Origin of the sequence: Cupriavidus sp. 2TAF22 (assembly GCF_052115045.1) — a bacterium.
Classification (GTDB): Bacteria; Pseudomonadota; Gammaproteobacteria; order Burkholderiales; family Burkholderiaceae; genus Cupriavidus.
In genome coordinates, this window is sequence record NZ_JBFRFX010000028.1 from 40839 (window position 1) to 65431 (window position 24593).

Below are 24593 nucleotides of genomic sequence, written 5' to 3' on the forward strand. Positions count from 1 at the left end.
AGCTGAGAAACCCGAAGGCAACCCGAAGACCCAAAGGAAACCCGATGAAGCTCTACTACACTCCCGGCGCCTGCTCGCTCGCCGTCCATATCGCGCTGCGCGAAGCCGGCCTCCCTTTCACGCTCGCCAGGGTGGACCTGGCCACGCACAAGCTGGCCGAGCCGGAGAATGGCAACACCGATTTCTACGCGGTCAGCCCGCGCGGCTACGTGCCGGTGCTGCAACTGGACGACGGCTCGCGCCACACCGAAGCCACCTCGCTGCTGCAATACGTGGCGGACCTCGCGCCGGCCAGCGCGCTGCTGCCGGCCGCCGGCACGCAGGCGCGGCTGGAGGCGACAGGCTGGCTCACGCTGATCTCCACCGAGCTGCACAAGGTCTTCAGCCCGTGGCTGTGGCACAAGGAAACCGCCGACAGCACGCGCGAAGCATGCAAGGCCAAGCTGGCGCTGCGCTTCGCCGAGCTGGACCGCCACCTGGCGACGCGCGACTACCTCGCCGGCAAGCAGTTCGGCGTGGCGGACGCGTACTGCTTTGCCATCGTCAACTGGGCCAGCATCCTGCACATGCCACTCAACCCATATCCCGCGCTGCAGGCCTACCTGTCGCGCGTGGCGGCGCGGCCCAGGGTGCATGAGGCGCTGGTGGCCGAAGGGCTGGCGCGCGACTGAGCCGCTTCGGCGCTACATCGGCGCTACATCAGCGCTACATCAGGCCGCATCAGGCTGCCGCCGCTGGGAGGGGCGGCAGGCCGGTCAGGCGGCGCCGGTGGATGGCGCACGTGCTACGCCGTGCTGGCGGGCCTGGACGCGTTGCTGGCGGCGGTGCTGCTGCGCTGGCTGCCGCGCCGCCAGCCGGATGGCGGCCACCGTTACGCCGCCCTGATCGGCTCGATGTGGCATCTGCTGCGCGGCCAGCGCGTGCTGCGCCAGCACGCGCTGACGGCGGCGCTGTCGATGGCGGCGTTCAGCGCGTTCTGGACCGCGGTGGCGCTGCGGCTGGCCCAGCCGCCGTTCGCGCTGGACAGCCACGGCCTCGCGCTGTTCGCGCTGGCCGGCGCGACGGGAGCGGTGGCGGCGCCGCTGGCCGGCCGCCTCGCCGACCGCGGCCATGGCCACGCCGGCACCCGCGCGGCGCAACTGGCGGTGCTGGCCGCGCTGCTGCTGGCGGGTGCCGCCGGCGGTGGGTGGTTCGGTTTCGATACCGGCAGCCATGCCGTCGCCGCCATCGGCATGCTGGTGATTGCCGCCATGGTGCTGGACGCCGGCGTGACCGCCGACCAGACCTTCGGCCGCCGCGAGATCAACCTGCTGGACGCGTCCGCGCGCGGGCGCCTCAACGGCCTGTTCGTCGGGATTTTCTTCGTGGGCGGGGCAAGCGGCGCGCTGGCGGCCGGCGCCGCCTGGGCCGCGGGGGGCTGGAGCGCGGTGTGCCTGGCCGCCATCGGCTTTGCCGTGCTCAACCTGCTGGCCCACGCCGCGCTGACCCGCGGGCTGGCCGACGCTAGTGCGTGGCGCTGAGCAGTTGCTCGATCTTGCCGACGAATTCCCGGTCGTCGGGCTTGGTCATGCTGTTGAAGCTGGCCACCACCTGGCCGTTGCGGTCGATCAGGTATTTGTAGAAATTCCACTTCGGCGTGGTGCCGGACTGCCTGGCCAGCAGCGCGTACATGGGATTGACCTCGCTGCCGCGCACGTGCGACTTGCCCAGCATCGGGAATTTCACGCCGTAGGTGTTGTAGCAGAAGTCCGCGATCTCCTTGGCGGAGCCGGGCTCCTGCGAGAAATCGTTGGAGGGGAAGCCCAGCACCACCAGGCCGCGCTCGCGGTACTTCGCATAGAGCGCCTCCAGCCCTTCGTATTGCGGGGTGAAGCCACAGTAGCTGGCGGTGTTGACCACCACCACCACCTTGCCGGCGTACTGGCAGAGATTCTGCGGCGCTTCGTCCTGCAGGCGCGGGAACTTGAAATTGAGCGAAGCCGGGCAGGCGCCCGCCGGCTGGGTTGTGGCCGCGGGCGCATCGGCAGCGCGCGCGGGGCGCGGGCTCACGACGGCCGCGGCGGCGGCCAGGGCCAGCGCGCCGGACACGGCGGTGAATCGCAGGGCGCGCTGGCGCTGGGCGGAAGTACGGCGCATGGAGGACACTCCGGAGTGGGTTGTCCGTAGTTTACGCCGTCGGCAACGGAATGGATGCGCAGGCCCGGCGTGGCGGCTGCGCGGATAGCACCTTTTACTCCATCGCCAGCGTGGCCGCGTGCTCGGTCACGCTGCTGCGCAGTTCCACGTCCGGCATGCGCCGCACGATGACCAGCGCCAGCAGCGCGGCCAGCGTGCCCACCGCAAAGATCAGCCGGAAGCCGGACTCCACGCCGTCCGTCAGCATGCCGCGCACGGCGGGCGACAGGCGGGCCAGCGCCTCGCTGCCATGCCGCAGCGCGCCAAGGTCCAGCGCCTGCGTCACGCCGGATGCGTGCAGCGCGTTGTGGAACGAGAGCGTCAGCAGGGTGCCCGCCAGCGCGCCGCCAAAGGCGCTGCCCAGCGAGCGCAGCACCAGCAGCGCGCCGGTGCCGGCGCCGGTATCGCGGCGCTCCAGCACGTTCTGCACGGTCATCAGCGTGCCGACCATGGCCATGCCCAGGCCCACGCCGGCCACCATCATCGCCAGCAGCACCATCGCCAGCGGCGTGGCGGGCGAGACCGCCACCAGTCCCAGCAGGCCCAGCGCCGCCGCGATATAGCCGCCGGTCAGGATGCCGCGCATGCGGCCCAGGCGCGGCGCCAGCGCGGCCACGATAAAGTTGCCGCCCACCGTGGCGAGCAGGAAGGGCACCACCAGCAGGCCCGACTGCGAGGCATCGGCGCCACGCACCAGCTGGAAATGCAGCGGCAGCGCAAAGATGCACAGGAAGATATTGAGCGCCGCCATGGCGGAAGCCGCCACGCCCAGCACATAGGCCCGGTCGCCGAACAGGCGCGGCGGCAGCATCGGATCCGCCGCGCGGCGCTCTTGCCACACCAGCCCGGCCAGCGCGGTCATCACCAGCAGCGCCAGCCCGGCTATCTGCGGCGATATCCAGTCATAGACGTCGCCGCCCCAGCTCATCGCCAGCAGGAAGGCCACGATGGATACCGTCAGCAGCAGCGCGCCACCCCAGTCCACCCGCGCCGACCCGCCGCGCGCCTGCAGCTGGCTCAGGCCCCGGTGGCACATGAACATCGCCAGCACGCCGAGCGGTACATTGATCCAGAACAGCCAGCGCCAGGACAAGTGATCCGAGGTCCAGCCGCCCACCAGCGGCCCGGCGATCGACGCCACCGCCCACACCGTGGCCAGGTAGCCCTGGTAGCGCCCGCGCTGGCGCGGCGCCACCACATCCGCGATCGCCGCCTGCGCCAGCGACATCAGGCCGCCGCCGCCGATGCCCTGCAAGGCACGGAACAGGATCAGCTGCTCCAGCGAAGCCGCCATCGCGCAGGCCACCGAAGCCAGGATAAAGAGCCCGATCGCCAGCATCAGCAGGCGCCGCCGGCCGTAGTTGTCGGACAGCTTGCCGTAGAGCGGCGTGGACACCGTAGACGTGATCAGGTACGCGGTGACGATCCACGACAAATGCCCGAAGCCGTTCAGGTCACTGGCGATGGCCGGCACCGCCGGAATCACCACGGTCTGGTCGAGCGCGGCCAGCAGGATGCACAGGATGATTCCGCCGATGACGCGCATGATGTCCTGATGGCTCAGGGCGGGGGTGGCGGTCGCAGAAGCGGATGCGGATGCGGATGCAGATGGAGAAGCGGAAGCGGACATCGGGAGCGGCGGGGGCACGTAGGCTTGAGCGGCCAACGTTGCACCAAACGACAGGCAACTCACGCGATTTGCCAGCGTACAGCGGGAAACATGACCACAAAATCGGATACAACTGAGATTTTGCGTACCCGGTGCTGCGCGCTGGATGAAGAAGGCCGCAAGCAAGATCCGGCCGCCCTGCACGGCCCGGGGCTGGCCGAATTCAGTGAACGCATAATTATATGCGGATACTGAATATCGAGTGCGCCGCTAAGTCGGAATTCGAGCCAGGAAAAACGGGAAGCACGCGGCTGCGGCGGCTCGTTATGGAACGATGAATGCCGGTTGGCCGGAATTGGATGAATTTGCGCGCATGAACGCGGCGTACTCACTTCAGCGTGGCGCCGATGCGTGGGCGCTCCGGATGTGGCCTCGGGCGGACGGGTCCGGGCGGTTCAGCCGGCGGCGACCGCTTAGCAGCGGCCGCCCGGCTGAACAGGAAGGCGCCGGCCTATGGATGCACGCTTCCGGAGATGTAGTGCTCGAGCTGCTCGATGATGAATTTCTGCTCGGAGATGATGTCCTTCACCAGGTCGCCGATGGACAGCATGCCCACCAGGTGGCTGCCGTCCATGACCGGCAGGTGACGCATGCGATGCTGGGTCATCAGCGCCATGCATTCGTCGGTGCTCTGGTCGGCGCGCACATAGATCACGGCCGACGTCATGATGTCCCGCACAAAGGTTTCGCGCGACGTACGCTGCATCAGGATCACCTTCCGCGCATAGTCACGTTCGCTGAGAATGCCAACGATATCGCCACGCTCTATCACCAGCAGCGCGCCGATGCCTTTCTCCGCCATCAGCTGCAGCGCAGCATAAACAGTGGCGTTGGGAGCAATGCTGAAGATAGCCTGGGTCGGCTTTGATTCCAGAACCTGACGTGCAGATTTCATCACCCACTCCTTGTTCCGTCCGAAGGATTTGCAACTCCGCCCGCGCGCTGGCGGGAGTGTTCGGCCGGGCGCTGGTGCACCGCGGCGTCTCGCCTTCAGATTAGCACTAGCGGCGCGCGGCTTACAGGGTGACGCACACGAATCTTTGTAAAAACTATGCAGACCAGAATGTGGTCTCGTGAGGCACGGGCACGGCCGCGCCGCTACGGCGCATCACCCAGCGCAAGCAGGCAAAGCCGCTCCATCTGGGCTGCCCACGCGGTCTGCGCGGGCGCCGATGCACCCAGGAGCAGGCGATAACGGCGCGCTCCCCAGAGCGCCTGCAGCAGGCTTTGCACGGTGGCGGCATCCGGCTGGCGCGGCAGGTCCTGGCACGCCGCCAGCGCGCGCAGCCATGCCGCGTTCAGCTCGTCGAACACGCGGCGATGGTGCTTGGGCTCGGCGATGCGCGCCTCGAGCATCAGCATCTCGTGGTCGAAGGCATCCGGCACGGCATCGTCCGCGCCACACGTCAGGCGCGCCAGCCGGGCCACGCGCGCGCGCCAGTCCAGCCCCGGCGCGCTGGCCGCCTCCGCGTCGATGCGGGCCAGCAGCAGCTCGATGGTGTGCCGCACAAAGCCGGACAGCAGGGCTTCCTTGTTGGGGAAATACTCGTACAGCGTGCCGACCGAACAGCCCGCCTCCAGCGCCACCGCGCGCGTGGTCACGCCATGCCAGCCGCGCGCGCGCCATATCCGAACAAAAGCCTCGTAAATGGCATTCACGGTAAAGCGCGCACGCTGCTGGGACGGGCGTTTCAGCGGCCGGGCGGGCGCCTGCGCCGGGCCGGGTGCCGCATCCGCGTTTCCGAACCCGGCCGCCGGCTTGCGGCGATACATTGATGTCATCGGCCTCGAAGGAACAAGAAAGGAGACAAGATGCAAGACAACACGGACCAGGCGCTCAAGGTGACCCGCCTGCTGACACGCAAGGATGCCCTAAACGAAAGCCGCCTGGAAGCGCGGCAGGAAAGCGCCGCCGCCGCGCCGGGCGAAGTGCTGCTGAAGATCGACCGCTTCGCGCTCACCACCAACAACATCACCTACGCCGCCTTCGGCGAGGCCATGAACTACTGGCAGTTCTTCCCGACCGGACAGCAGGACTGGGGCCACATGCCGGTCTGGGGCTTCGCGGATGTGGTGGACTCGCAAGTGCCGGGCGTGGCGGCCGGCGAGCGCTTCTACGGCTACTTTCCCATCGCCAGCCATATCCGCATGCAGCCCGAGCGCGTCACCGCGCGCGGCTTCTACGATGCCAGCGAACACCGCAGGACGCTGACCTCCGCGTACAACCAGTACACCCGCGTGAGCAACGACGCCGCCTACGCGCCCGAACTGGAAAACCACCAGATGCTGTACCGGCCGCTGTTCATCACATCCTTCATGCTGGCGGACTTCCTCGAGGACAACCGCTTCTTCGGCGCCACGCGGCTGGTGGTATCCAGCGCCTCCAGCAAGACCGCCTACGGTACCGCCTTCTGCCTGCGCGATATCCCCGGCATCTCGCTGGCGGCGATCACCTCCGGGCGCAACCGCGCCTTCGTCGAGGGGCTCGGCTGCTACCGGGAAGTGGTCGGCTACGACGCGCTGGAAACATTGCCGGCCGACGCGCCGACGCTCTACGTGGATTTCTCCGGCGACGAGGCATTGCGCGCACGCGTGCACCGTCACTTCGGCAGCGCGCTGGCCTACGACTGCTTCGCCGGCTCCGCGCAGAACACCGGCTTCCTGCGCGATACCGGGCTGCCCGGCCCCAAACCCGAGTTCTACTTCGCGCCGGTGCAGATCCGCAAGCGCAATGCCGAGTGGGGACCCGAAGGCGTGAACCAGCGCTTCAACGCCGCGCAGCGCAAGTTCATCGACCACGTGAAGGCACCGGCGAACGGCTGGCTGACGCTGATCGAGGAGCAGGGCTTCGGCGCCGCGCAGGAGAGGATCGCGAGCCTGGTGGCGGGGGCCAGCGAGCCGCGGGCGGGGTATGTGGTGCGGCTGGCTTGATGCCGGGCTTGATGCCGGGCTGATGCTGGCTTGATGCTGGCTTGACGGACCGTGCGCGCCGGGCCAGGCCTGACGGCCTGGTTTATCGCGCGCGCCCTTGTCCTTACTCGGCGCTCTGCAGATAACGCTGCCGCGCCTCTTCTTCGAGGCGCACGTCTTCCACTTCCTGCAGCACGGATTCCACGTCCACCGGACTGTCATCGATCGCCACGCGCCCGGTCAGCTTGATGCCCGGATGCAGCAAGCCGGCCTGGTAGAGCGCCCAGATCTCCTTGCCGTATTGCGTGTCGCCGAGCGCCGGCGCGAACTGGCTGAAGTAGAACGCGAGGTTGTCCACGTCGCGCTCCAGCATCACGCTGGCATCGTTGTTGCCGGCGGCGTCCACCGCCTGCGGCAGGTCGATGATGACCGGGCCCTCGGCATCCACCAGGATATTGAACTCGGACAGGTCGCCGTGCACCACGCCGGCGCACAACATGCGCACCACCTGCTCGATCAGCGCGGCGTGGAACGCCAGCGCCATGTCTTCGCTCAGCGCCACGTCGTTCAGCCGCGGCGCGGCGTTGCCGCCGGCATCCACCACCAGCTCCATCAGCAGCACGCCCTCGAAGCACAGGTGCGGCTTCGGCACGCGCACGCCGGCGGCGGCGAGCCGGTACAGCGCGTCGACTTCGGCGTTGTGCCAGGCCTCCTCGGCTACCTTGCGCCCATAGCGCGTGCCCTTTTCCATCGCGCGCGCCTGGCGGCTGTTCTTGACCTTGCGCCCTTCCTGGTAGGTCGCGGCCTGGCGGAAGCTGCGCTGCGCGGCGTCCTTGTAGACCTTGGCGCAACGGATCTCCTGGCCGCAGCGCACCACGTAGACGGTGGCTTCCTTGCCGCTCATCAACTGGCGCACCACCTCGTCGATGAGGCCGTCCTCGACCAGCGGCTGCAACCGCTTCGGGGTCTTCATCGGGACGGGCCTCGCTGGCCGGGCGGGCCGTCGGCGTGCAGCGCGCAGCGCAATGCCGGCGCCGCGCTCAATCGGTCAGCATGCGCACTTTCACGCGCTTGCCCTTGACCTTCCCGTCGTTCAGCTTGCGCATCGCCTCGCGGCCGATGCTGCGCTCGACCGCAACGTAGGTGGACATCTCCATCACGTTGATCTTGCCGATCTGTTCCTTGGTGTAGCCAGCGTCGCCGGTGAGCGCGCCGAGGATGTCGCCGGGGCGCATCTTCTCCTTGCGCCCGCCGAGGATCTGCAGCGTGACCATGGGCGGCAGCAGGCGCTCGTTGCTGGCCGGCGTGAGCGCGGACAGCGGCTGCCATTCCATCTCGACGCTGAGCTGCTGTTCGATATTGCCCACGCGGCCCATCTCGTTCATGCTCGCCAGGCTCAGCGCCATGCCGTCCTGGTCGGCGCGTCCGGTGCGGCCGATGCGGTGCACGTAGACCTCGGGATCGGGCGTGACGTCGACATTGATCACCGCTTCGAGCTGGGCGATGTCGAGGCCGCGCGCGGCCACGTCGGTGGCGACCAGCACCGAGCAGCTGCGGTTGGCGAACTGCACCAGCACCTGGTCGCGCTCGCGCTGTTCCAGCTCGCCGTGCAGCGCCAGCGCTTCGAAGCCCTGCGCGCGCAGCAGCTCCACCAGGTCGCGGCAGCGCGCCTTGGTGTTGCAGAAGGCCAGCGTGCTGACCGGGCGATAGTGATTGAGCAGCAGCGCCACCGCGTTGAGGCGCTCGCTGTCGTCCACCTCGTAGAAGCGCTGGCGGATCTTGCTGTCGTCGTGCTGCTCCTTGAGCTTGATCTCGTGCGGCTTGCGCAGGAACTGCTGGCTGAGCCTGGCGATGCCTTCGGGATAGGTGGCCGAGAACAGCAGCGTCTGGCGCTCCTTGGGGCACTGGCGCGCCACGTGCGCGATGTCGTCGAAGAAGCCCATGTCGAGCATGCGGTCGGCTTCGTCGAGCACCAGCGTGTTGAGCGCGCCCAGCTGCAGCGTGCCACGTTCCAGGTGATCCATGATGCGGCCCGGGGTGCCCACGGCGATATGTGCGCCATGCGCCAGGCTGTCGACCTGCGGGCGCATCGGCGAGCCGCCGCACAGCGTCAGGATCTTGATGTTCTCCTCGGCGCGCGCCAGGCGGCGGATCTCCTGCGTGACCTGGTCGGCCAGCTCGCGCGTGGGGCACAGCACCAGCGCCTGCACATCGAAGCGGCGCGCGTCGAGCCGGTTGAGCAGCGCCAGCGCGAAGGCGGCGGTCTTGCCGCTGCCCGTCTTGGCCTGCGCGATCAGGTCCTGGCCGGCCAGCGCGACCGGCAGGCTGGCAGCCTGGATCGGGGTCATGGTCTGGTAGCCAAGTTGCTCAAGCGTCGCCAGCGTGGCAGGCGAGAGAGGCAAGCGGGAGAAAGAGGCGCCGGCAGCGGCGGACGGCGCGGCCGCTGCGGAAGAGTTGGGGCTTGAGTTCATGCCGGATTATAGCGGGCTGGCGCCCTCCCTCATGTGACCTAGCCGCCGGCCTTGCCTGCAGCCTTCGTGGCGGGCTTCGTGGCGGGCTTCGTGGCGGGCTTCGTGGTGGCCTTCGCGGTGGGCTTCGTGCCGGCCTTCGCATCCGCCTTGCCGCCTTCATCCCACGGCGGCGGCGCCCACCCCAGGCGGGCCAGCAGCGCACCCGCCGCCGCGGGGGCCCGTTCCTTGCCGCCATTGATAAAGAAGACAAAGACCTCGCGCTTGCGCTTGGCCGGCGCCGCCGCCTCCACGCGCGGCAGGTCGTCGGGCATGCCGCCCGCCGCCCAGGCCGCCACGCGCCCGGCCCACGCATCGAGCGCGCCGGGCGCGTAGCCGGTCTCGATCGTCTCGCTGCTGCACATCAGCCGCGCGTAGACGAAATCGGCGGTCAGGTCGGCGAACGAGGGAAACTTGCCGGCGTCCGTAAACACGGTGGCTGCCTTGTATTTGCGCGCCAGCCTGAGATAGTCCGGCGCCATGAAGCTTTCATGCCGCACCTCGAGCACGTGCCGCAGCTTGCGCCCCTCCACCGCATCCGGCAGCAACGCGAGGAAGGCCTCGAAATCCCCGGCGTCGAACTGCTTGGTCGGCGCGAACTGCCACACGATGGGCCCGAGCTTGTCGCCCAGCTCCGCGATGCCGCTGTCGAGGAAGCGCTCGATGGACTCGCCGGCTTCCGCCAGCACGCGGCGGTTGGTGGCGAACCGCGACGCCTTGACCGAGAACACGAAACCGTCGGGCGTCTCGTCGCGCCATTTGGCGAACGACGTGCGCTTCTGCGTGCCGTGGTACGTGCTGTTGATCTCGATGGCGGTGAGGTGGCGGCTGGCGTACGCAAGCTCGCGGCTCTGCACCAGCTTCGCCGGATAGAAGTTGTCGCGCCACGGCGCGAAGTTCCAGCCGCCGATGCCGACCCGGGCGAGGCCGTCCGTATTCCTTTTCTTTGCGCTTGCTTCCGCCATGCGTGGGCATCCTTGTCAGGAAAGGCAATCAAGAAGAACGAATCAGGGGCAGCAATCAGAAAAACCGCAGGCAATGCACCGGCGGCAGATGCGCCGTCAACAGCTTCCAGCGATCGCCGCCATTCTCCGACAGCCACAGGTTGCCGGTGGTGGAACCCATGGCCAGGCGCTCGCCGCCGGCGTCCACCGCCAGGCCGTGCCGGTCCACCATGTCGTAGACCGGCGCCTCGGGCAGGCCATCGTCGCAGGCCTCGAAACTGCGCCCGCCGTCGCGCGTACGGTTGACCACCAGCCTGCCCTCCACCGGCACCCGGCAATTGTCCGCGGCCAGCGGCACGAACCACGCGGTGTTGGGACGGCGCGGATGCGCCGCCACGGCAAGCCCGAAGCTTGACGGCCGCGCGGACAAGCGCTGCCACGTCACACCCGCATCGCCGGAGCGATACATGCCGCCCCGGTGCTGCACCCATATGGCATGCGCATGACCCGCGCACTGCGCCATGCGCAGCGGGTCCTGGTGCACGCCATGCTCGTCCTGCGCCGCGGCCATGCCGCTGATGGTGCAGATCCAGCCGAGCCCGCCGTCCCGGGTCTGCCATACGCCGCCGCACGACACCGCAATCGTCACATGGCGGCTGTCATGCGGATCCACGCAAATGGAATGGATGCCGGGCACCTCGCAGCCGTGGCCGGCCCACGCCCGGCGCTCGGGGCGCCCCCAAAGCGGCTGGTTCAACACCCAGGTGCCGCCGCCGTCGGCGGACCGGAACAAGCCGCCGGGCATGGTGCCGGCCCACAGCACGCCCGGCTGGTCGGCACCGCCGGCCTCGATCGACCAGATGCGCTGCAGGGCAAGGCCGCCCGGACCGGCACCCGACACCAGCTGCGGCGGATAGACCGGCAACGCGCAGCCATTCCAGTCCGGATCACGCAACCGGCGCCGCCACAGCCGCACGCCCCGCCCGCGCCCGAGTGCGGCATAGAGCGTGCCGTTGCGCGGATCGGCCATCGCCATGCTGACCGGCGCGCCGAGAAAATGCACGGCATCCTGCCGCCACACGCCGGTACCGTCGCGCCGCCACATGAACAGGCCCTTGCCGGTACCAACGAGAAGCCGGTCGCTCATGCTGGACTCCTCACAAGGGCCGGCAAACGCCAGCGGTTGCGCCGTCACGTTCGCTGCGGGCAGCGGTTGCCAATGTCTTGGAGTTTAGGAAATCCTGGGCAAAATGCGTGGTCGATTGCACTTTGTAACGGCGGCGGCGGCGCCGGGCGCACCTATGACTGCCAGTGCGTGGCCATATCCATCGGATACACCGGCCGCGCCAGCCGCGCGAACGGAAACTGCGCATAGCGCGAACTGGTGACGCCGCCGCCATCGCACTCCACCACCGCGCGGGCGATCGGCACGAACACCGGCCGGCAGTACATGCGCGATTTCAGCAGCAGGAAGCGCTGCGCATGCGGGTCCACGCCGATATGCGTGAAGATGCCCAGGTCCCAGTGCTCCTGCGGGGTTTCGGTCACCATCACCTGCGCCGCGCCGGTATCGAGCAGCACCGTGCGGCCCATGCGGATGCGCTGGCCGGTATAGGTGGGACCCGAGATGACGTACTCGCCATCGCTGATCGCGGCCACGCGGCCATCCAGCGCCAGCGGCTCGCCCACGATGCCAAGCTGGTCCAGCGGCACCTTGTTGCCTACCGCCAGCGACACGCTGGCGCCCACGCCGGCCGCAAGCAGCGCGGCCACCGCCTGCGGATCGCACACCGGCCCGGCCGCGATGCCGGACAAGCCCTGGCGCAGCGCCTCGCGCAGCACCGCCATGTCGTCGCAAGTGCCGCCCGACATGCAGTTGTCGCCGTGATCGAGCAGCAGGACCGGCCCGCTGCCACCGGCCGCGGCAAGCTGCGCCGCACGCGCGATCGAAGCGGCCAGCGGCTCGCTCTCGTAGACGAAGCCCGCGCGCTCCTGCCAGATCTGCGCCGCGATCCGGTCCGCCGCGGCTTGCGCGCCGGCGGCGTCGTCGCCGACCACCAGCACGCTCAGGCACGGCGCGGCAATGTCCGACAGCCCGAAGCCAGCCAGCACGGACACCGCCAGCATGCCCTGCGCCTCTGCCTGGCGTGCCGCCGCCACGGCGCGCTGCATGGCGCCTTCGCCGGTATTGCTGCGCAGCGTGTGCGTGACCAGCGGCAGGCGGCGCCATGCCAGGGCGGGGCGCGTCTTCTCCCGCAGCATGCGCAGCAGCAGGCGGCCGGCATGCTCGCCGGTCTCGTACATGTCCACGTGCGGATAGGTCTTGAAGCTGACCGCGATATCGGCGTGGTCGATCATCTTCTGCGTCACGTTGCCATGCAGGTCCAGCGCCACCGCGACCGGCGCATGCGGCAGCACCTCGCGCAGCCGCGCCAGCAGGTCGCCTTCGCCGTCGTCACTGTTCTGCGCCACCATCGCGCCGTGCAGGTCCAGCATCACGGCATCACACCCCCGCGCCGCGCCGACGATGGCGTCGCACAAGGCCGTATACGCGTCTGCCGCCACGCGCCCGCTCGGGTTGGCGCCCGCCGACACCGGCACCACGATCTCCGCGCCCGCCGCCTCGGCCAGGTCGATGAACGCGCCGATGGCCGTGCGCGTGCCCTTGCTGGCCCGGTAAGCCGCCTCGCCATAGTGCGGATGGAACGACGACAGCGGCGTCGGCACCGGCGAAAAGGTGTTGGTCTCGTGGTTCAGGCGTGCGATCAGGATCTTCATGGCGTTGCGCTGCTCCGGCCGGGCTGAGGGAGATACGGGAGATATGGGAGATACGGGAGAAGAGGGCGACGAAAGGTTGCCCTATTGTTCCTTCGCCGGATACTTCAGTGCATTCATCTCCATCTTTTTCTTCACCGCGGCATCCAGGTCCACGTTGAGCGCGTTCAGCAACTGCGACAGGTAGATCGCGATATCCGCCAGCTCCTGCTCCACGTGTTCGCGCTCGTCGGTGGACATGATCTCGCGCGACTCGGCTTCGGTCTTCCACTGGAAGATCTCGACCAGCTCGGCCGCTTCCACGCTCAGCRCCATCGCCAGGTTCTTGGGGCTGTGGTACTTGCCCCAGCCCCGCGCCTCGCCGAATTCGCGGGCGGCCTGCTGGAGGTTCTTGGTATCGATCAGGATCATGGTGGTCTGCTGCATGCGATGAAGTCGAACGGTATTGAACCACGCCTGCGCGGCACGGCCCCGCCCGCCCCGGAAAGCCCGAGTGCCCTAGCATGGCATCTGCGCAAATCATGCGCAGATCCGCTACGATAGCGCCTCCCCAAAAAGTGAATAGGCGGTAGCTCAGATGGCGACCTCGGCGAACTGGCCCCGGCTCGAAAGCGATATCCTGTCCTGTATGCCTGCCCGGCCGGAAGAAAGGATCTTCTCCGGGGAGCTGATCGCCAGGGTGCAGAATCTCCACGGACAGCAGGCCCCGCAGCGCGACACGATCATCCGGGCGCTGGACCGGATGTGCGACGACGGCCTGGTCGGCAAGGAAGGGCGCTCGCGCGACAAGAAGTGGTGGCGCACCGGAAGGAAGGCGATCCCGGGCACGGCGCGGCGCCCGCCGCTGGAACTGGCCATCGCCCTGCTGACATTGCAGCGGCATGCGCCCAATCACCTTCCCAGCCATGTCACCAGCCAGCTCGAGGACTATTTCGCGGGCGCCGCCAAGGTCTTGCAGGAGAGCCCGGTGGATCCCGCGCTGGCCGTCGCGCGCGCCTGGGCAACCAAGACGGTCCGCATCGACGCCGGCTATCCGCTCAGGTCGCCTCCCATCCGCGAAGAGATCCTCGACGCCATCCGCCAGGCGCTGTATGCCACCCGCGTGCTGACGGTCTGCTACCAGAACTCCCGCCTCGACAGCGACAAGCCCGCCGAGTATCCGGTCGTGCCGCTGGCGCTGGTCGAGCGCGGGCCGGTGCTCTACCTCGTCGCGAGCCGCATGCGCAGCAACCGCAGCTTCAAGCGCTACCAGCTCCGGCTCGACCGCTTCGTGTCCGCCGTCTGCACCGACATGCCCGGCGAGCCCGACCCCGACTTCGACCTGGATGCCTATGTCCGGCACAACCAGTTCTTTTCCTTTTTCCCGGAAGCGCCGGTGCAAGTCGAGCTCCGCGTCAGGGAGGATGACGAGATCAAGAGCCTGTTCCGCGAGCAAAAGCTGGCCGATGACCAGGAGATCCTCGAGGAGGAAGGCGGCTTCCGCCTCACCGCCACGGTCATACCTTCCGTCGAATTCCGCAACCTGCTGATGGAGCGCTCGGCGCGGGTCGAGATCCTGTCGCCCCTGCACCTGCGCCGTGAGATCGCCGAGAACCTCCGCCAGGCATGCCTCGCCTATGCTGACGTGCCTGGCGCGGACTAGCGGCCGCGCTTACAGCGCCGGCACGCAGTCCGCCGGCCACGGATAGGCGATGGTGATGTCGGCCGCCAGGTCGAGCGAGCCGGTGTTGCGCCGATACGCGCGGATGCGCTGCAGCAGGTGCGGGTTGAACGAGTCCACGTGGTCCATCACGTGCGCCTGCGCCGCCACCAGCAGCCGCGCCGGCGCCGAGTAGGAGCGGTTGACCGCCGCCCACACCACCGAGACGATGCGCCTGCACAGCGCCTCGCGGCTCTGGTCCAGTTCCCTGGCAAGCACGCACAGCGCGTTCATGGACGCCAGCTCGTGGAAGCCGGAGCGCTTGCCGGCGTCGGGCTCAAGCAGCGGTTCGATCGAGGTCCGCGCCACGATGCCGAGCGCGGCCGCAAGGCTGCGCTCGCCGGCCAGCACCCAGCAGCCGACGCGGTCGGCCGGCAGATGAAGGGTCGACCCCAGCACCACGGCGATCTCGCTGGTTCCGCGCCTGCGCGCCCGGCGCATAGCATCGACCGGACCCATCGCATTCCAGCGGGCACCGCCGAACACGCCGCTCAGGCGGGTCGCATCCACCAGGTGGATGACCAGGTCGGGACGCGGCCTGGCCTGTTCGTCCACCGTCCACTCGAGCCGGCCTTCCAGCGAGGGCAGGTCGGGCAGGAGCCCCGCGGCTTCCTGCGCGGAGAATCCCCAGCGGCGCAGCAGCACGCGCTGCGGCTTGGCTTGCGGTCTGGCGATGATGTTCCCAAGTGCCGAACCCGGAATCGTGACGACTTGCATGGCTTGCTCTCCAAAGCTGCTGAGGAGTGCAGTTTCGCCACGCATCTGCGCATCCGGTGCGCAGATCGGCAATCAATATGCATTCTGTTCCAACCCACCGAGAGAACGGAGAACAGCATGAGCCGGGAAACCCTGAGAGACGCCCACTCCCATGTCATGGGCTACATCGATACGGATGCCAGCGGCGCGCAGACCGCGCGCGACAGCCACATGCATTTGCTCGGACGCTACGACCCGCAGCGCGACGTCACGCGCGACGCGCATGCCCGGCTGACCGGCAGCGGCAACCAGCTGGCCGCACTGATCGCCCGCGCGGCGCACCGCTGAGGGGCCGCCGGCATGTCAGCTCGCGCGGCCCGGCCAGCGGTATTCGCAGCGGTATTCGCAGCATTACAGCCGCTCGTACAGCAAGCCCGCCGCGCGCTCCGACAACACCAGCACCAGCTTCATCGTCGCCCGCGTCGCACCCACGAACAGCCGCCGGATCTCCTTCTCGCCCATCGATTCGAAGTCGATCTCGGCGAACACGATGGCCGGCGCGGACTGCCCCTTGAAGCGGAAGACGGATTCCGCCAGCACATCGCCCTGCGAGTACACCGGCTGGCCCTGCGCGTCATAGCCGCCGGTAAACGAACGCAGCTTGTTCGGGCCGAGCTGGTCGTAGCAGAGCAGCCGGGAAGTCTCGCGGCCCCGGTAGCTCAGCAGCACCACGTCCTGCTGCCGGAAGCCCGCGGAGTAGCACATGCGCATGCCGTCTTTCACACGATCGAGCAGCTCATGATCCTGGTAGACCAGGAATTCCACGTCGGCCGTGGAGATGGGCGCCGTGGCTTCGATCTCCACCTCGGGCGGCAACAGCGGCTGCAGCAGCTTCACCACGGGGCGCGGGCTGCGGAAGTTGCTGCGCGCACGCAGCCGCACCCAGCCGGGCAGCTCCGCCGGCGGGTGCCCGTACAGGTTCTGCATCGGGTCTTCCAGCCAGATCGCGCGCGCCGCCGGCGCGGCGTGGCGCAAGACCAGGTCGCGCCACTGGGGCGCGAAGTCCTGGCCTTCATCGACGATCACCGTGTCGAAGACAAAGCCGGGTGGCACCACGAGCCGCTCCACATCGGCGACGAGCCTGGCGAATGCATCCGGCTGCGTGAAATCCGGCACGCCGCCGTGGTGCCTGAACACCAGTTCGCACAGCATGTGGAACGTGCAGGCGAGCCCGCCCGCCGGCGCGATGCGCGCGAAGTGATCGGCCAGCGGACGGTTGAAGCAGACATAGAGCGGACGCTGCCCGCGCGCGATCGCATCGCGGTATTCGGCCAGCGCCAGCTGCGTCTTGCCCGAGCCTGCCGTGCCGGTCACGCGCAGCCGGAACGGCTCGATATCGAGCTGCCGCGCCCAGTGCGCCAGGCCACCCGAAACCCGCGTCACCAGCGAGCGTGCCTGGCCGATCAGGGCGCTCACGTCGGTCTCGAGCTGGATGGTGTCGCACAGGAAACGATGGACCCGCTCCGCCCCGGGCTCGGCCTCGCCCTCCGGCAGGATCGCTTGGATGATCTGGCAGAGTTGCGCGCGCCGGTCCGCGTCCACGATGCGCTGCGGCGACAGGCCCGCCGTCACCGGATTGCGCACCGTGTAGTCCGGGCAATACAGCAGATGCTCGATGAATACCGCCTGCCCGTTCAGGCTGCGCATCAGCTTGCTGCGCAGGCCATCGGCCGTGCGGCCCATCTGCACCGAGACCACCTTCGAACGGGTGCCGTAGTTCTTGACCAGCCCCTCGGCGGTCTCCTCGAGGAAGCCGCTCTTTTGCTCGATGATGAGCAGTTGCCCCGCGCGGTTGACCACGACGAAGTCGATCTCGCCGTAGATCGCATGCACGTTCGCCACGTTGGTCCAGTGCACCGAATGGTAGATCGTGTAGCCGTCGGGAAGCCCGGCCGCGAGCACCGCAAGCGTCTCGAGCTCGCGCTGGACCGGGCCGCTCGCCTCCATGGTTTCCCAGCCGTCTGGAATCACGCGTGCCACTGGACTTCTCCCCTGTCTCTGAAGCGCACGAGGATAACCCACCGCCGCTGGCGGCGCGCGATGCCGCCTGCCCGCTCTGCCTCATTGCGGCCGGCAGCGCGGCTTGCGTGCGGCGGTGTTCGCCATCCGCGCCTTGCGACCACCTGCCTCGCAGCAGCGATGCGACACAATCTGACGCACCCCTGCCGACAATGACCCCATTCGACAGGAGAACCCATGATTCTGCGCCGCCGCCCGTCCCGCTACTCCCGCATGACCATCGAACTCGCGCCTTCGGTGCGGCTCTGGCTGCTGCGCGTGCTGGTGCCGCTCGGCGGCCACCGGGAATTCGTCCAGCGCGGCGGCTTCAGCAACGACACGCTGGCCGAGATCCTCGGGCTCGACAAGTGGATCGATCCGGAACAGGGCGACTTCGATCCCAAGGCCGTGCGCGCGGCGCTGCGCAAGCAACACCAGGAGGCCGAAGACCAGTGCCGCGACGCCAGTCTTCCCGCCTGCCTGAACGGCAATATCGCGCGGCTGGCCGAGCTGGTCGGCTTGTCCGATACGGACTGCCGGATCCTGGCCTTTGCCGTCATGCTCAAGAATGAACGCCTGCTCGACGACACCGCGGACCTGCTCGGACAACTCTCGTCGGCCAAGGTGGTCCACGTGCTGGCCGCGCTGCTGGACCTGCCGGATGCGGAAGTCCGCGCGGCGTTGAGCACGCACGGGGTGCTGGCGCAGTCCGGCCTGGTTTCGGTCGACCGCGGCAGCAGCTCCACGCTGAGCGGCAAGCTGGACCTGCTTTCGGGCAGCTTCGCCGACCATATCGTCTCGTCCGACGCGGATCCGATCGGCCTGTTGCGCGACACCGTTGCCCTGTCCGAGCCCGCACAGCTGCAGCTCGGCGACTACGCGCACCTCGATGCATCGCTCGCGGTGCTGCGGCCTTACCTGCGCCATGCCCTGGCGTCGGGCCGCAAGGGCGTGAACATCTTCGTGCACGGCGCGCCCGGCACCGGCAAGAGCCAGCTCGCCCGCGCGCTTGCCGCGGACCTCGGCGGCGAGCTGTTCGAGGTGGCGAGCGAGGACGAGGACGGCGACCCCATCACCGGCGAGCGCAGGCTGCGCGCCTTCCGCGCCGCCCAGAGCTTCTTCGGCCAGCGCCGGGCCCTGATCCTGTTCGACGAGGTGGAAGACGTCTTCAACGATGGCGAGGCCCTGTTCGGACGCAAGAGCACCGCGCAGGAGCGCAAGGCCTGGATCAACCGGATGCTGGAGGCGAACCCGGTGCCCACCGTGTGGCTGTCCAACTCGGGGGGACTCGATGCCGCCTTTATCCGGCGCTTCGACATGGTGTTCGAGCTGCCGGTGCCGCCCAGGAAGCAACGCGCCCGCATTATCGAGACCGCCTGCGCCGGCCTGCTGGATGGCCACGCCGTTGCGCGCCTGGCCGAATCCGAGGAACTGGCGCCCGCCGTGGTGACCCGCGCGGCCTCGGTGGTGCGCGCCATCCATGAAGACCTTGGGCCCCAGGGCGCGGCCACGGCCATGGAACTGCTGATCGGCAATACGCTGGAGGCGCAGGGACATGCCCCGCTGCGCCGGTCCGCCGCCGACCGGCTGCCGCAGACCTACGACCCGGCACTGGTCAGCGCCGACGCCGACTTGCTGGAGATCGGCGCCGGGCTGGCGCGCGCCGGCGGCGGGCGGCTGTGCCTGTATGGGCCGCCGGGCACCGGCAAGACCGCCTACGGACGCTGGCTGGCCGAGCAGATGGGCGTGCCGCTGCACGTCAGGCGGGCGTCCGACCTGATGTCCAAATGGGTGGGGGAGAACGAGCAGAACATCGCGCGGGCGTTCCGGCAGGCGGCCCAGGACGGCGCGGTATTGCTCATCGACGAAGTCGACAGCTTCCTGCAGGACCGGCGCGGCGCCAGGGCCAGCTGGGAAGTGACGCTGGTCAACGAGATGCTGACGCAGATGGAATCCTTCCCCGGCGTGTTCGTGGCCTCGACGAACCTGGTCGAAGGGCTAGACCAGGCGGCATTGCGGCGCTTCGACCTGAAGGTCAGGTTCGACTACCTCGCGCCGGCTCAAGCCTGGGCCCTGTTGTGCCGACAATGCAGTGTGCTCGCACTGGATGCGCCGGGCGCGGACCTGCAAGGCCGGCTCGCGCGCCTGGGCAAGCTCACGCCGGGGGACTTCGCCGCGGCCGCGCGGCAGCACCGTTTCCGGCCGCTGGGCTCGCCCGCCGGGCTGGTCTGCGCCCTCGAGGCGGAATGCGCCATCAAAGGGGGCGCGAGGGGTGCGCTCGGCTTCCTGTGAAGCCGGTCCACGCATGGAATAATCCGCCTGCCCGCGCGGGCACGACAACAAGAAAAGAGATGCGCTCACTATCGAAGTCGAAGCTGATGGCCTTCCGGCAATGCCCGAAACGGCTCTGGCAATGCTTCACCGGCCGCAACGTGCCGGCAATCTGATCAAGCATACGAACCCATGCCGAAACGTTCCGACACGATCGAAACCGTGCTGCTGGCGCTGGAGCTGCTGCGCCGCATTCCGCGCGGGCGCAAGATATCCGCGCCGGAGCTGCACGAGCAACTCAGCAATACAGGGCACGCGCGCGACCTGCGCACCATCCAGCGCCAGCTCGAGACGCTCAGCGAGCATTTCGAGATCGAGCGCGACGAGCGCAGCAAGCCCTACGGCTACCGCTGGAAGGAGCGCGCCAGCGGGCTGGCGCTGCCGGTGCTCAACGAGCAGGAATCGCTCATGCTGGCGCTGGCCGAGCAGCACCTGCGCCACCTGCTGCCCGCCAGCCTGATGAAGTCCATGGACGGCTTCTTCCAGCAGGCGCGCGCCAACCTGGGTACCGGCGCTGCGGGCAGGCGCGGGCGCGAGTGGCTGTCCAAGGTCAGGGTGATCAGCACCACCCAGCCGCTGCTGCCGCCGAAGATCAGGCCGGGCGTGTTCGAGGCGGTCAGCAACGCGCTGTACGGCAACTGCTGGCTGGACGTGGACTACAAGAACGCCGCCGGCAAGGCCAGGGCCGCGCGCGTGATGCCCCTTGGCCTGGCCCAGCAAGGCGCGCGCCTGTACCTGGTATGCCGCTACGAAGGCTATGACAACGAGCGCACCCTGGCGCTGCACCGCATCGTCCGCGCGCAGGCCTCGCCGCACACCTTCGACAGGCCCCGCGAATTCAACCTGGAGAAATACGACGCCGACGGCCGCTTCGGCTTCGGCGAAGGCAAGCGCATCCGCCTGACCTTCCGCATCGACAAGGACGCCGGGCTGCACCTGCTCGAATCGCCGCTGTCGACGGACCAGGTGGTCACCGAGCTGGACACGCAGTTCGAGATCAGCGCCACCGTGGTGGAGACCGCGCAGCTGGAATGGTGGCTGCGGGGCTTCGGGGAGCAGGTCGGCGATATCCGCCGCACCCAGTGCAAGGACAAGCAGGCATGAGCGAAAAAGACAGACTCACCGAACCCAGCGTACTGCGCTTCGCCGAACTGATCGGCGCGCCCGGCGACGCGTCGCTGGCGATCGACCATTACCAGCGCGGCTTTGTCTGGGGCGAGGAAAAGGTCCGCCAGCTGATCGCCGATCTCCGTGCGTACTAGCATGGCGCCAGGGACACCGCGTACTACATGGGCACAATGCTCCTGCACCGGAACGCCGGCGAGAACAAGCGCTACATCATCGACGGCCAGCAGCGCTTCACGGCATTGTGCACCCTGTACTTTTCCCTGCATGGCGAACTCCCGCCCAACACCGACCTGAACTACCGCTCGGTCGATTCGGCAACGCATATCCGCCAGGCCCTGGCGAGCTTTCGCGAGGCCAGCGACCTGCCCAAGGCGCTGTTCGACCACCTCTGCTTTACCGTGATCGAAGTGCCTGCGCAGGACCTGGCCTTCGCCTTCTTCGACACACAGAACAACCGCGGCGTGCCGCTCGGCGCGACCGACCTGCTCAAGGCCTTTCATCTGCGCGCGATCCGCGCCGACGGCCCGCAAGCCAGCGACGACAAGCGCCAGGCGCTGGAGCATGCCTGCGCCAAACGCTGGGAGACCATGCAGGTGGCCGCACCGGTCCCGCACCTGCCCGGCAAGCTCACGCCGGCGCTGTTCAACCTCGTGCTGTGGCGGGCGCGGCGCTGGCGCGGGCGCCATATCGGCGTCGAATCCCACGATGCGTTGCTGCGCGAATTCCAGCAGCGCGCGCAGCCGGCCGGCGCGGACCCGGCCCGTGTCCCGCTCTATCCGGGCCGGCACAACCGGCGCGCCGCGGCGCTGCTCACCTACCCGTCGCACAGCTGCCAGCCGGACCACCTGCCCGACGCGCCGGCAAGCCGCCCCGCCGACCTGCCGTTCTCGATGCGCCAGCCGATCCATGCCGGCACGGGCTTTTTCCTCTATGCCGACAAGTACGCCGCGCTGGTTGGCGAGCTGATGCTGGACAAGCATGCCGACGCCGAGGTTCGCGGGTTCCGCGCGCTGTATGACACGGTCGTCAGTACGCTCTCGGTGTACCTGCGCGAAGTGTTCCTGCTCGGCACCGTCATGTACGTGGATCGTTTCGGCTTCGAAAAGCTGGTGGCGTTTGCCACGTATTTCGAACACCTGCTCGGCGGCATCCGCCTGGGCCAGAAGAGCGTCGTGCGGGAAACCGCGAGGAATATCTTCCGCGACGGCCACCTGAACCTGCTCGATGTCATCGCGGGCGCGTTCGAGCCCGAGGAGGTGATCGCGTACCTGCGCGCCGATCCGCATATCGACGAAGCCTATCGCAAATATGAGAAAGAGCCGGCCGAACGCAACACGGTGCGCGGCCGCTACAAGGCGGCAGTCCTGAAACACTACACCGGCGGGCAGCAGTGCGCTGCCGATCTGACGGAGAAGCGCACATGGATGCACGCCCACATCGGATGGGACGACAGGGCCGGAGCATGGGCCGGGACATGGACCGAGACGGGGACCAAGGCGCAAGCACGATGATGAACAAAGACATGATGCCGGATTCGAAGCTGCTGACCCTCGGGAAGATCATCGAGCAACGGCTCTGCTTCGAGGTACCGATCTACCAGCGGCTCTACGTCTGGGGCACCGACCAGGTGCGTACGCTGATGGAGGACCTGCTCAGCGCCTGCGAGCGCGACACGCCGATCTACTATCTCGGCGGTACGCTGGTGATGCGCCGCGGCGACACTGACGGCGCGCCCCCGGTGCTGGAACTGATCGACGGCCAGCAACGCTTCACCACGCTGTGGCTGATCGCGCAGGTATGGGGGGAGGGCGACAGCCTGCAGTCCTTCCTCTCGGTGGAGCAGGCCGGCGTGGTCCGGCCTCGCCTGTCGTTTGCGATCCGCGATTCGGTCAATCGCTACCTGGAACAGTGTCTTCGACAGCATCAGCACGAGGCTGCGCCCGAAGGCCTGTCGCGCGCGGACGCGGATGGCCTGGCATCCCTGCTCGATGCGCAGCGCGAAATCCGCCGCTTCCGGGATGCGCTGCCCACGGGCGGCCAGGCGACTGCGCCGCACTCCGGCAATGTGCACGGAGAAGACCGGAGGCACTACCGGGTCACGCGCGAGCAATTCAACCGCTTCCTGCTTGGCAACGTCAGCATCGTCCAGACCGAGATCCCCGCCAGGACCGACCTCAACAAGCTGTTCGAGGTAATCAACAACCGCGGCATTCAACTCCAGCACCACGAGATCCTCAAGGCGCGCATGCTGCGCGTGCTCGAGACCGCCGGCGCGCCCGGCGCGCAGGCTTACGCCTGGCTATGGGATGCGTGCGCCGGCATGAACGGCTACGTGGAACGCAACCTCGCGCAGTTGACGAACCACCCGGTGACGGCGCTCTTCGCAGGTGAAATGCCCAGCGGCAAAGGCGAGGCCCTCGCGAGCGCTCACCGCGTGATCGCACATCTGGACCAGATCGCAAGTCGTACCCCTGGCGGCCCCGGGGTCGAGCTGCGCTCGCTGGCCGATATCCTGCGCCCGCAAGCCACGGACGCCGCGCAGAGCCGCCCTGCCGGCACGGACGACAAGGCGGGTGCCGCCGGCGACCCGCCTGCGCAAGCCATGGACGAAGGCCGCGCCGTGCGTTCCATCTTCGGCTTCTCCGTGCTGCTGCAGCATGTACTGCGCATCTGGCTGCAGCAGGAGTCGGAGCGCCGGCACGAGGCCGTGGAAGATATCGACCGCATCGCCGACAAGGATCTGCTGGCGATCTTCCATCAGCACTTCTTCGGGCGGGAGCCGGGTCCGGAAGACGTCAGGCGCTTTATCTGCCTGTTGTGGGAGGTGCGGTACCTGTTCGACAAATTCATCATCAAATGGGTGACGCCCGACAATGAAGGCGAGGTACACCTGATCCGCAAGCTCCGCCTCAACACCAGCCTGGTGCGCGACTGGGAGGAGCCCGAGTCGCTGCGCGCGTTTTCGCTGCTGCAGAGCATGCTCTACCACTCGCAGCAGATCACCACCCAGTACTGGGTCACGCCGCTGCTGGCCTTCCTGCACCGGCAACAGCGCGTCACGCCGGAAACCTGCACCGGCTTCCTGCAGCACCTGGACAATTTCCTGCTGTGCACGGAGGACACCCGGCCCCTGATCGAACGCTCGCGCGATTTCCTCGGAGCCAGTCCCCCCGCCGCGGGCAAGCCGCACTGCGATCTCCTGCGCGGCAGCCTGGGCGTGGGCTTTCCGCACTACTGGTTCTACAAGCTGGAATACGTGCTTTGGCATCGCTTCTCGCAGAAGGCAGGCGAGGCGGCGCTGCCGCCCGGTACGGTCATCACCGCGGAGAAGCTCAGGCACTTCCGGATCACGGCCCGCAACTCGGTCGAGCATGTGTTCCCGCAGACTCCGCCGCCCGGCAGGGAGATCACTGTCACGAAGACATGGCTGGACGCCTTCGGCAATCTCACGCTGGTCTCGCGCAGCATCAACTCGGAGTTCGGCAACAAGTCCTTCGAGGAAAAGCGGGCCCGCTTCAACGAAATGAACCAGGTAAAGCTGGATTCGCTCAAATCCGCGCTGGTGTATGCGCAGGCGCACTGGCGCGACACAGACGTCGAAGAACATCAAGAGTCGATGAAAGACATCCTTTCGGCCTACCTCGCAACCGACTGGCGCAAGGACGCGGGCCAGCAGGCCGCCCGATAAGCGGCTGCGCCCT

22 protein-coding genes are annotated in these 24593 nt (G+C 68.1%); 10 read left to right on the forward strand and 12 right to left on the reverse strand.

Annotated elements, in window-relative coordinates:
* Positions 1–44: 44 nt before the first annotated feature.
* Both gstA and AB4Z48_RS28230 read left to right on the forward strand, forming a co-directional pair.
* Positions 45–671, forward strand: coding sequence for a glutathione transferase GstA (gstA, locus tag AB4Z48_RS28225; RefSeq protein ID WP_441620081.1), 627 nt, complete (start codon positions 45–47; stop codon positions 669–671).
* Between the two features lie 54 nt (positions 672–725).
* Positions 726–1520 carry an MFS transporter gene (locus tag AB4Z48_RS28230; protein ID WP_441620180.1) on the forward strand — a complete coding sequence of 265 codons (795 nt, stop codon included), beginning with the start codon at positions 726–728 and terminating at the stop codon, positions 1518–1520.
* On the opposite strand, the gene AB4Z48_RS28235 is transcribed toward AB4Z48_RS28230, so the two are convergent.
* The 4 genes from AB4Z48_RS28235 to AB4Z48_RS28250 all read right to left on the reverse strand — a co-directional run bounded on the left by AB4Z48_RS28235 (position 1504) and on the right by AB4Z48_RS28250 (position 5503).
* The gene (locus AB4Z48_RS28235) at positions 1504–2136 is read right to left on the reverse strand and encodes a glutathione peroxidase (RefSeq protein WP_441620083.1); all 633 of its coding nucleotides are present in this window, start codon (positions 2134–2136) and stop codon (positions 1504–1506) included. The two genes, AB4Z48_RS28230 and AB4Z48_RS28235, sit on opposite strands and share 17 nt — an antisense overlap.
* A gap of 94 nt (positions 2137–2230) precedes the next feature.
* Positions 2231–3721, reverse strand: coding sequence for an MDR family MFS transporter (locus AB4Z48_RS28240; protein ID WP_441620085.1), 1491 nt, complete (start codon positions 3719–3721; stop codon positions 2231–2233).
* Positions 3722–4295: 574 nt separating this feature from the next.
* Entirely contained in the window at positions 4296–4739 is a 444-nt protein-coding gene (locus tag AB4Z48_RS28245) for a CBS domain-containing protein (RefSeq protein WP_441620087.1), read from the reverse strand.
* 203 nt (positions 4740–4942) lie between these two features.
* Positions 4943–5503, reverse strand: coding sequence for a TetR/AcrR family transcriptional regulator (locus AB4Z48_RS28250; protein WP_441620089.1), 561 nt, complete (start codon positions 5501–5503; stop codon positions 4943–4945).
* 153 nt (positions 5504–5656) lie between these two features.
* Between AB4Z48_RS28250 and AB4Z48_RS28255 the strand changes: the two genes are divergently transcribed.
* Entirely contained in the window at positions 5657–6775 is a 1119-nt protein-coding gene (locus AB4Z48_RS28255) for a DUF2855 family protein (RefSeq protein WP_441620091.1), read from the forward strand.
* 103 nt (positions 6776–6878) lie between these two features.
* Here AB4Z48_RS28255 and AB4Z48_RS28260 read toward each other — a convergent pair whose 3' ends face one another.
* From AB4Z48_RS28260 to AB4Z48_RS28285, 6 genes are all read right to left on the reverse strand, one after another.
* Positions 6879–7727 carry a PA4780 family RIO1-like protein kinase gene (locus AB4Z48_RS28260; protein WP_441620093.1) on the reverse strand — a complete coding sequence of 283 codons (849 nt, stop codon included), beginning with the start codon at positions 7725–7727 and terminating at the stop codon, positions 6879–6881.
* A gap of 67 nt (positions 7728–7794) precedes the next feature.
* Entirely contained in the window at positions 7795–9225 is a 1431-nt protein-coding gene (dbpA, locus tag AB4Z48_RS28265) for an ATP-dependent RNA helicase DbpA (protein ID WP_441620097.1), read from the reverse strand.
* A 38-nt stretch (positions 9226–9263) separates the two neighbouring features.
* The gene (locus AB4Z48_RS28270; protein WP_441620099.1) at positions 9264–10226 is read right to left on the reverse strand and encodes a DUF72 domain-containing protein; all 963 of its coding nucleotides are present in this window, start codon (positions 10224–10226) and stop codon (positions 9264–9266) included.
* Positions 10227–10281: 55 nt separating this feature from the next.
* Positions 10282–11352 carry an exo-alpha-sialidase gene (locus AB4Z48_RS28275; protein ID WP_441620101.1) on the reverse strand — a complete coding sequence of 357 codons (1071 nt, stop codon included), beginning with the start codon at positions 11350–11352 and terminating at the stop codon, positions 10282–10284.
* Positions 11353–11504: 152 nt separating this feature from the next.
* Entirely contained in the window at positions 11505–12983 is a 1479-nt protein-coding gene (locus AB4Z48_RS28280) for a M81 family metallopeptidase (protein WP_441620103.1), read from the reverse strand.
* 81 nt (positions 12984–13064) lie between these two features.
* A complete protein-coding gene (locus tag AB4Z48_RS28285; protein WP_441620182.1) occupies positions 13065–13391 on the reverse strand; it encodes a nucleotide pyrophosphohydrolase in 327 nt (108 codons plus the stop codon).
* A gap of 166 nt (positions 13392–13557) precedes the next feature.
* Here AB4Z48_RS28285 and AB4Z48_RS28290 point away from each other — a divergent pair, with 166 nt between their 5' ends.
* Positions 13558–14622: a helix-turn-helix transcriptional regulator gene (locus AB4Z48_RS28290; protein WP_441620105.1), complete on the forward strand. Its 1065-nt coding sequence runs from the start codon at positions 13558–13560 to the stop codon at positions 14620–14622.
* A gap of 9 nt (positions 14623–14631) precedes the next feature.
* Here the strand turns inward: AB4Z48_RS28290 and AB4Z48_RS28295 are convergent, their stop codons facing one another.
* A complete protein-coding gene (locus AB4Z48_RS28295; protein ID WP_441620106.1) occupies positions 14632–15396 on the reverse strand; it encodes a hypothetical protein in 765 nt (254 codons plus the stop codon).
* 117 nt (positions 15397–15513) lie between these two features.
* Between AB4Z48_RS28295 and AB4Z48_RS28300 the strand changes: the two genes are divergently transcribed.
* A complete protein-coding gene (locus AB4Z48_RS28300; protein ID WP_441620108.1) occupies positions 15514–15723 on the forward strand; it encodes a hypothetical protein in 210 nt (69 codons plus the stop codon).
* 63 nt (positions 15724–15786) lie between these two features.
* Here AB4Z48_RS28300 and AB4Z48_RS28305 read toward each other — a convergent pair whose 3' ends face one another.
* Entirely contained in the window at positions 15787–17415 is a 1629-nt protein-coding gene (locus AB4Z48_RS28305) for an ATP-binding domain-containing protein (protein WP_441620110.1), read from the reverse strand.
* A 216-nt stretch (positions 17416–17631) separates the two neighbouring features.
* On the opposite strand from AB4Z48_RS28305, the gene AB4Z48_RS28310 reads away from it, so the two are divergent.
* The 5 genes from AB4Z48_RS28310 (at position 17632) to AB4Z48_RS28330 (ending at position 24580) form a co-directional block, all read left to right on the forward strand.
* Complete coding sequence (locus AB4Z48_RS28310) at positions 17632–19725, forward strand: AAA family ATPase (RefSeq protein WP_441620112.1); 2094 nt, start codon at positions 17632–17634, stop codon at positions 19723–19725.
* A 171-nt stretch (positions 19726–19896) separates the two neighbouring features.
* Positions 19897–20868: a helix-turn-helix transcriptional regulator gene (locus tag AB4Z48_RS28315; protein ID WP_441620114.1), complete on the forward strand. Its 972-nt coding sequence runs from the start codon at positions 19897–19899 to the stop codon at positions 20866–20868.
* Positions 20865–21026, forward strand: coding sequence for a hypothetical protein (locus AB4Z48_RS28320; RefSeq protein ID WP_441620116.1), 162 nt, complete (start codon positions 20865–20867; stop codon positions 21024–21026). The genes AB4Z48_RS28315 and AB4Z48_RS28320 overlap by 4 nt, the downstream gene beginning before the upstream one ends.
* A 27-nt stretch (positions 21027–21053) precedes the next feature.
* Positions 21054–22403 carry a DUF262 domain-containing protein gene (locus AB4Z48_RS28325; RefSeq protein WP_441620118.1) on the forward strand — a complete coding sequence of 450 codons (1350 nt, stop codon included), beginning with the start codon at positions 21054–21056 and terminating at the stop codon, positions 22401–22403.
* The gene (locus tag AB4Z48_RS28330) at positions 22400–24580 is read left to right on the forward strand and encodes a DUF262 domain-containing protein (RefSeq protein WP_441620120.1); all 2181 of its coding nucleotides are present in this window, start codon (positions 22400–22402) and stop codon (positions 24578–24580) included. The genes AB4Z48_RS28325 and AB4Z48_RS28330 overlap by 4 nt, the downstream gene beginning before the upstream one ends.
* The last annotated feature ends 13 nt before the right edge of the window (positions 24581–24593 follow it).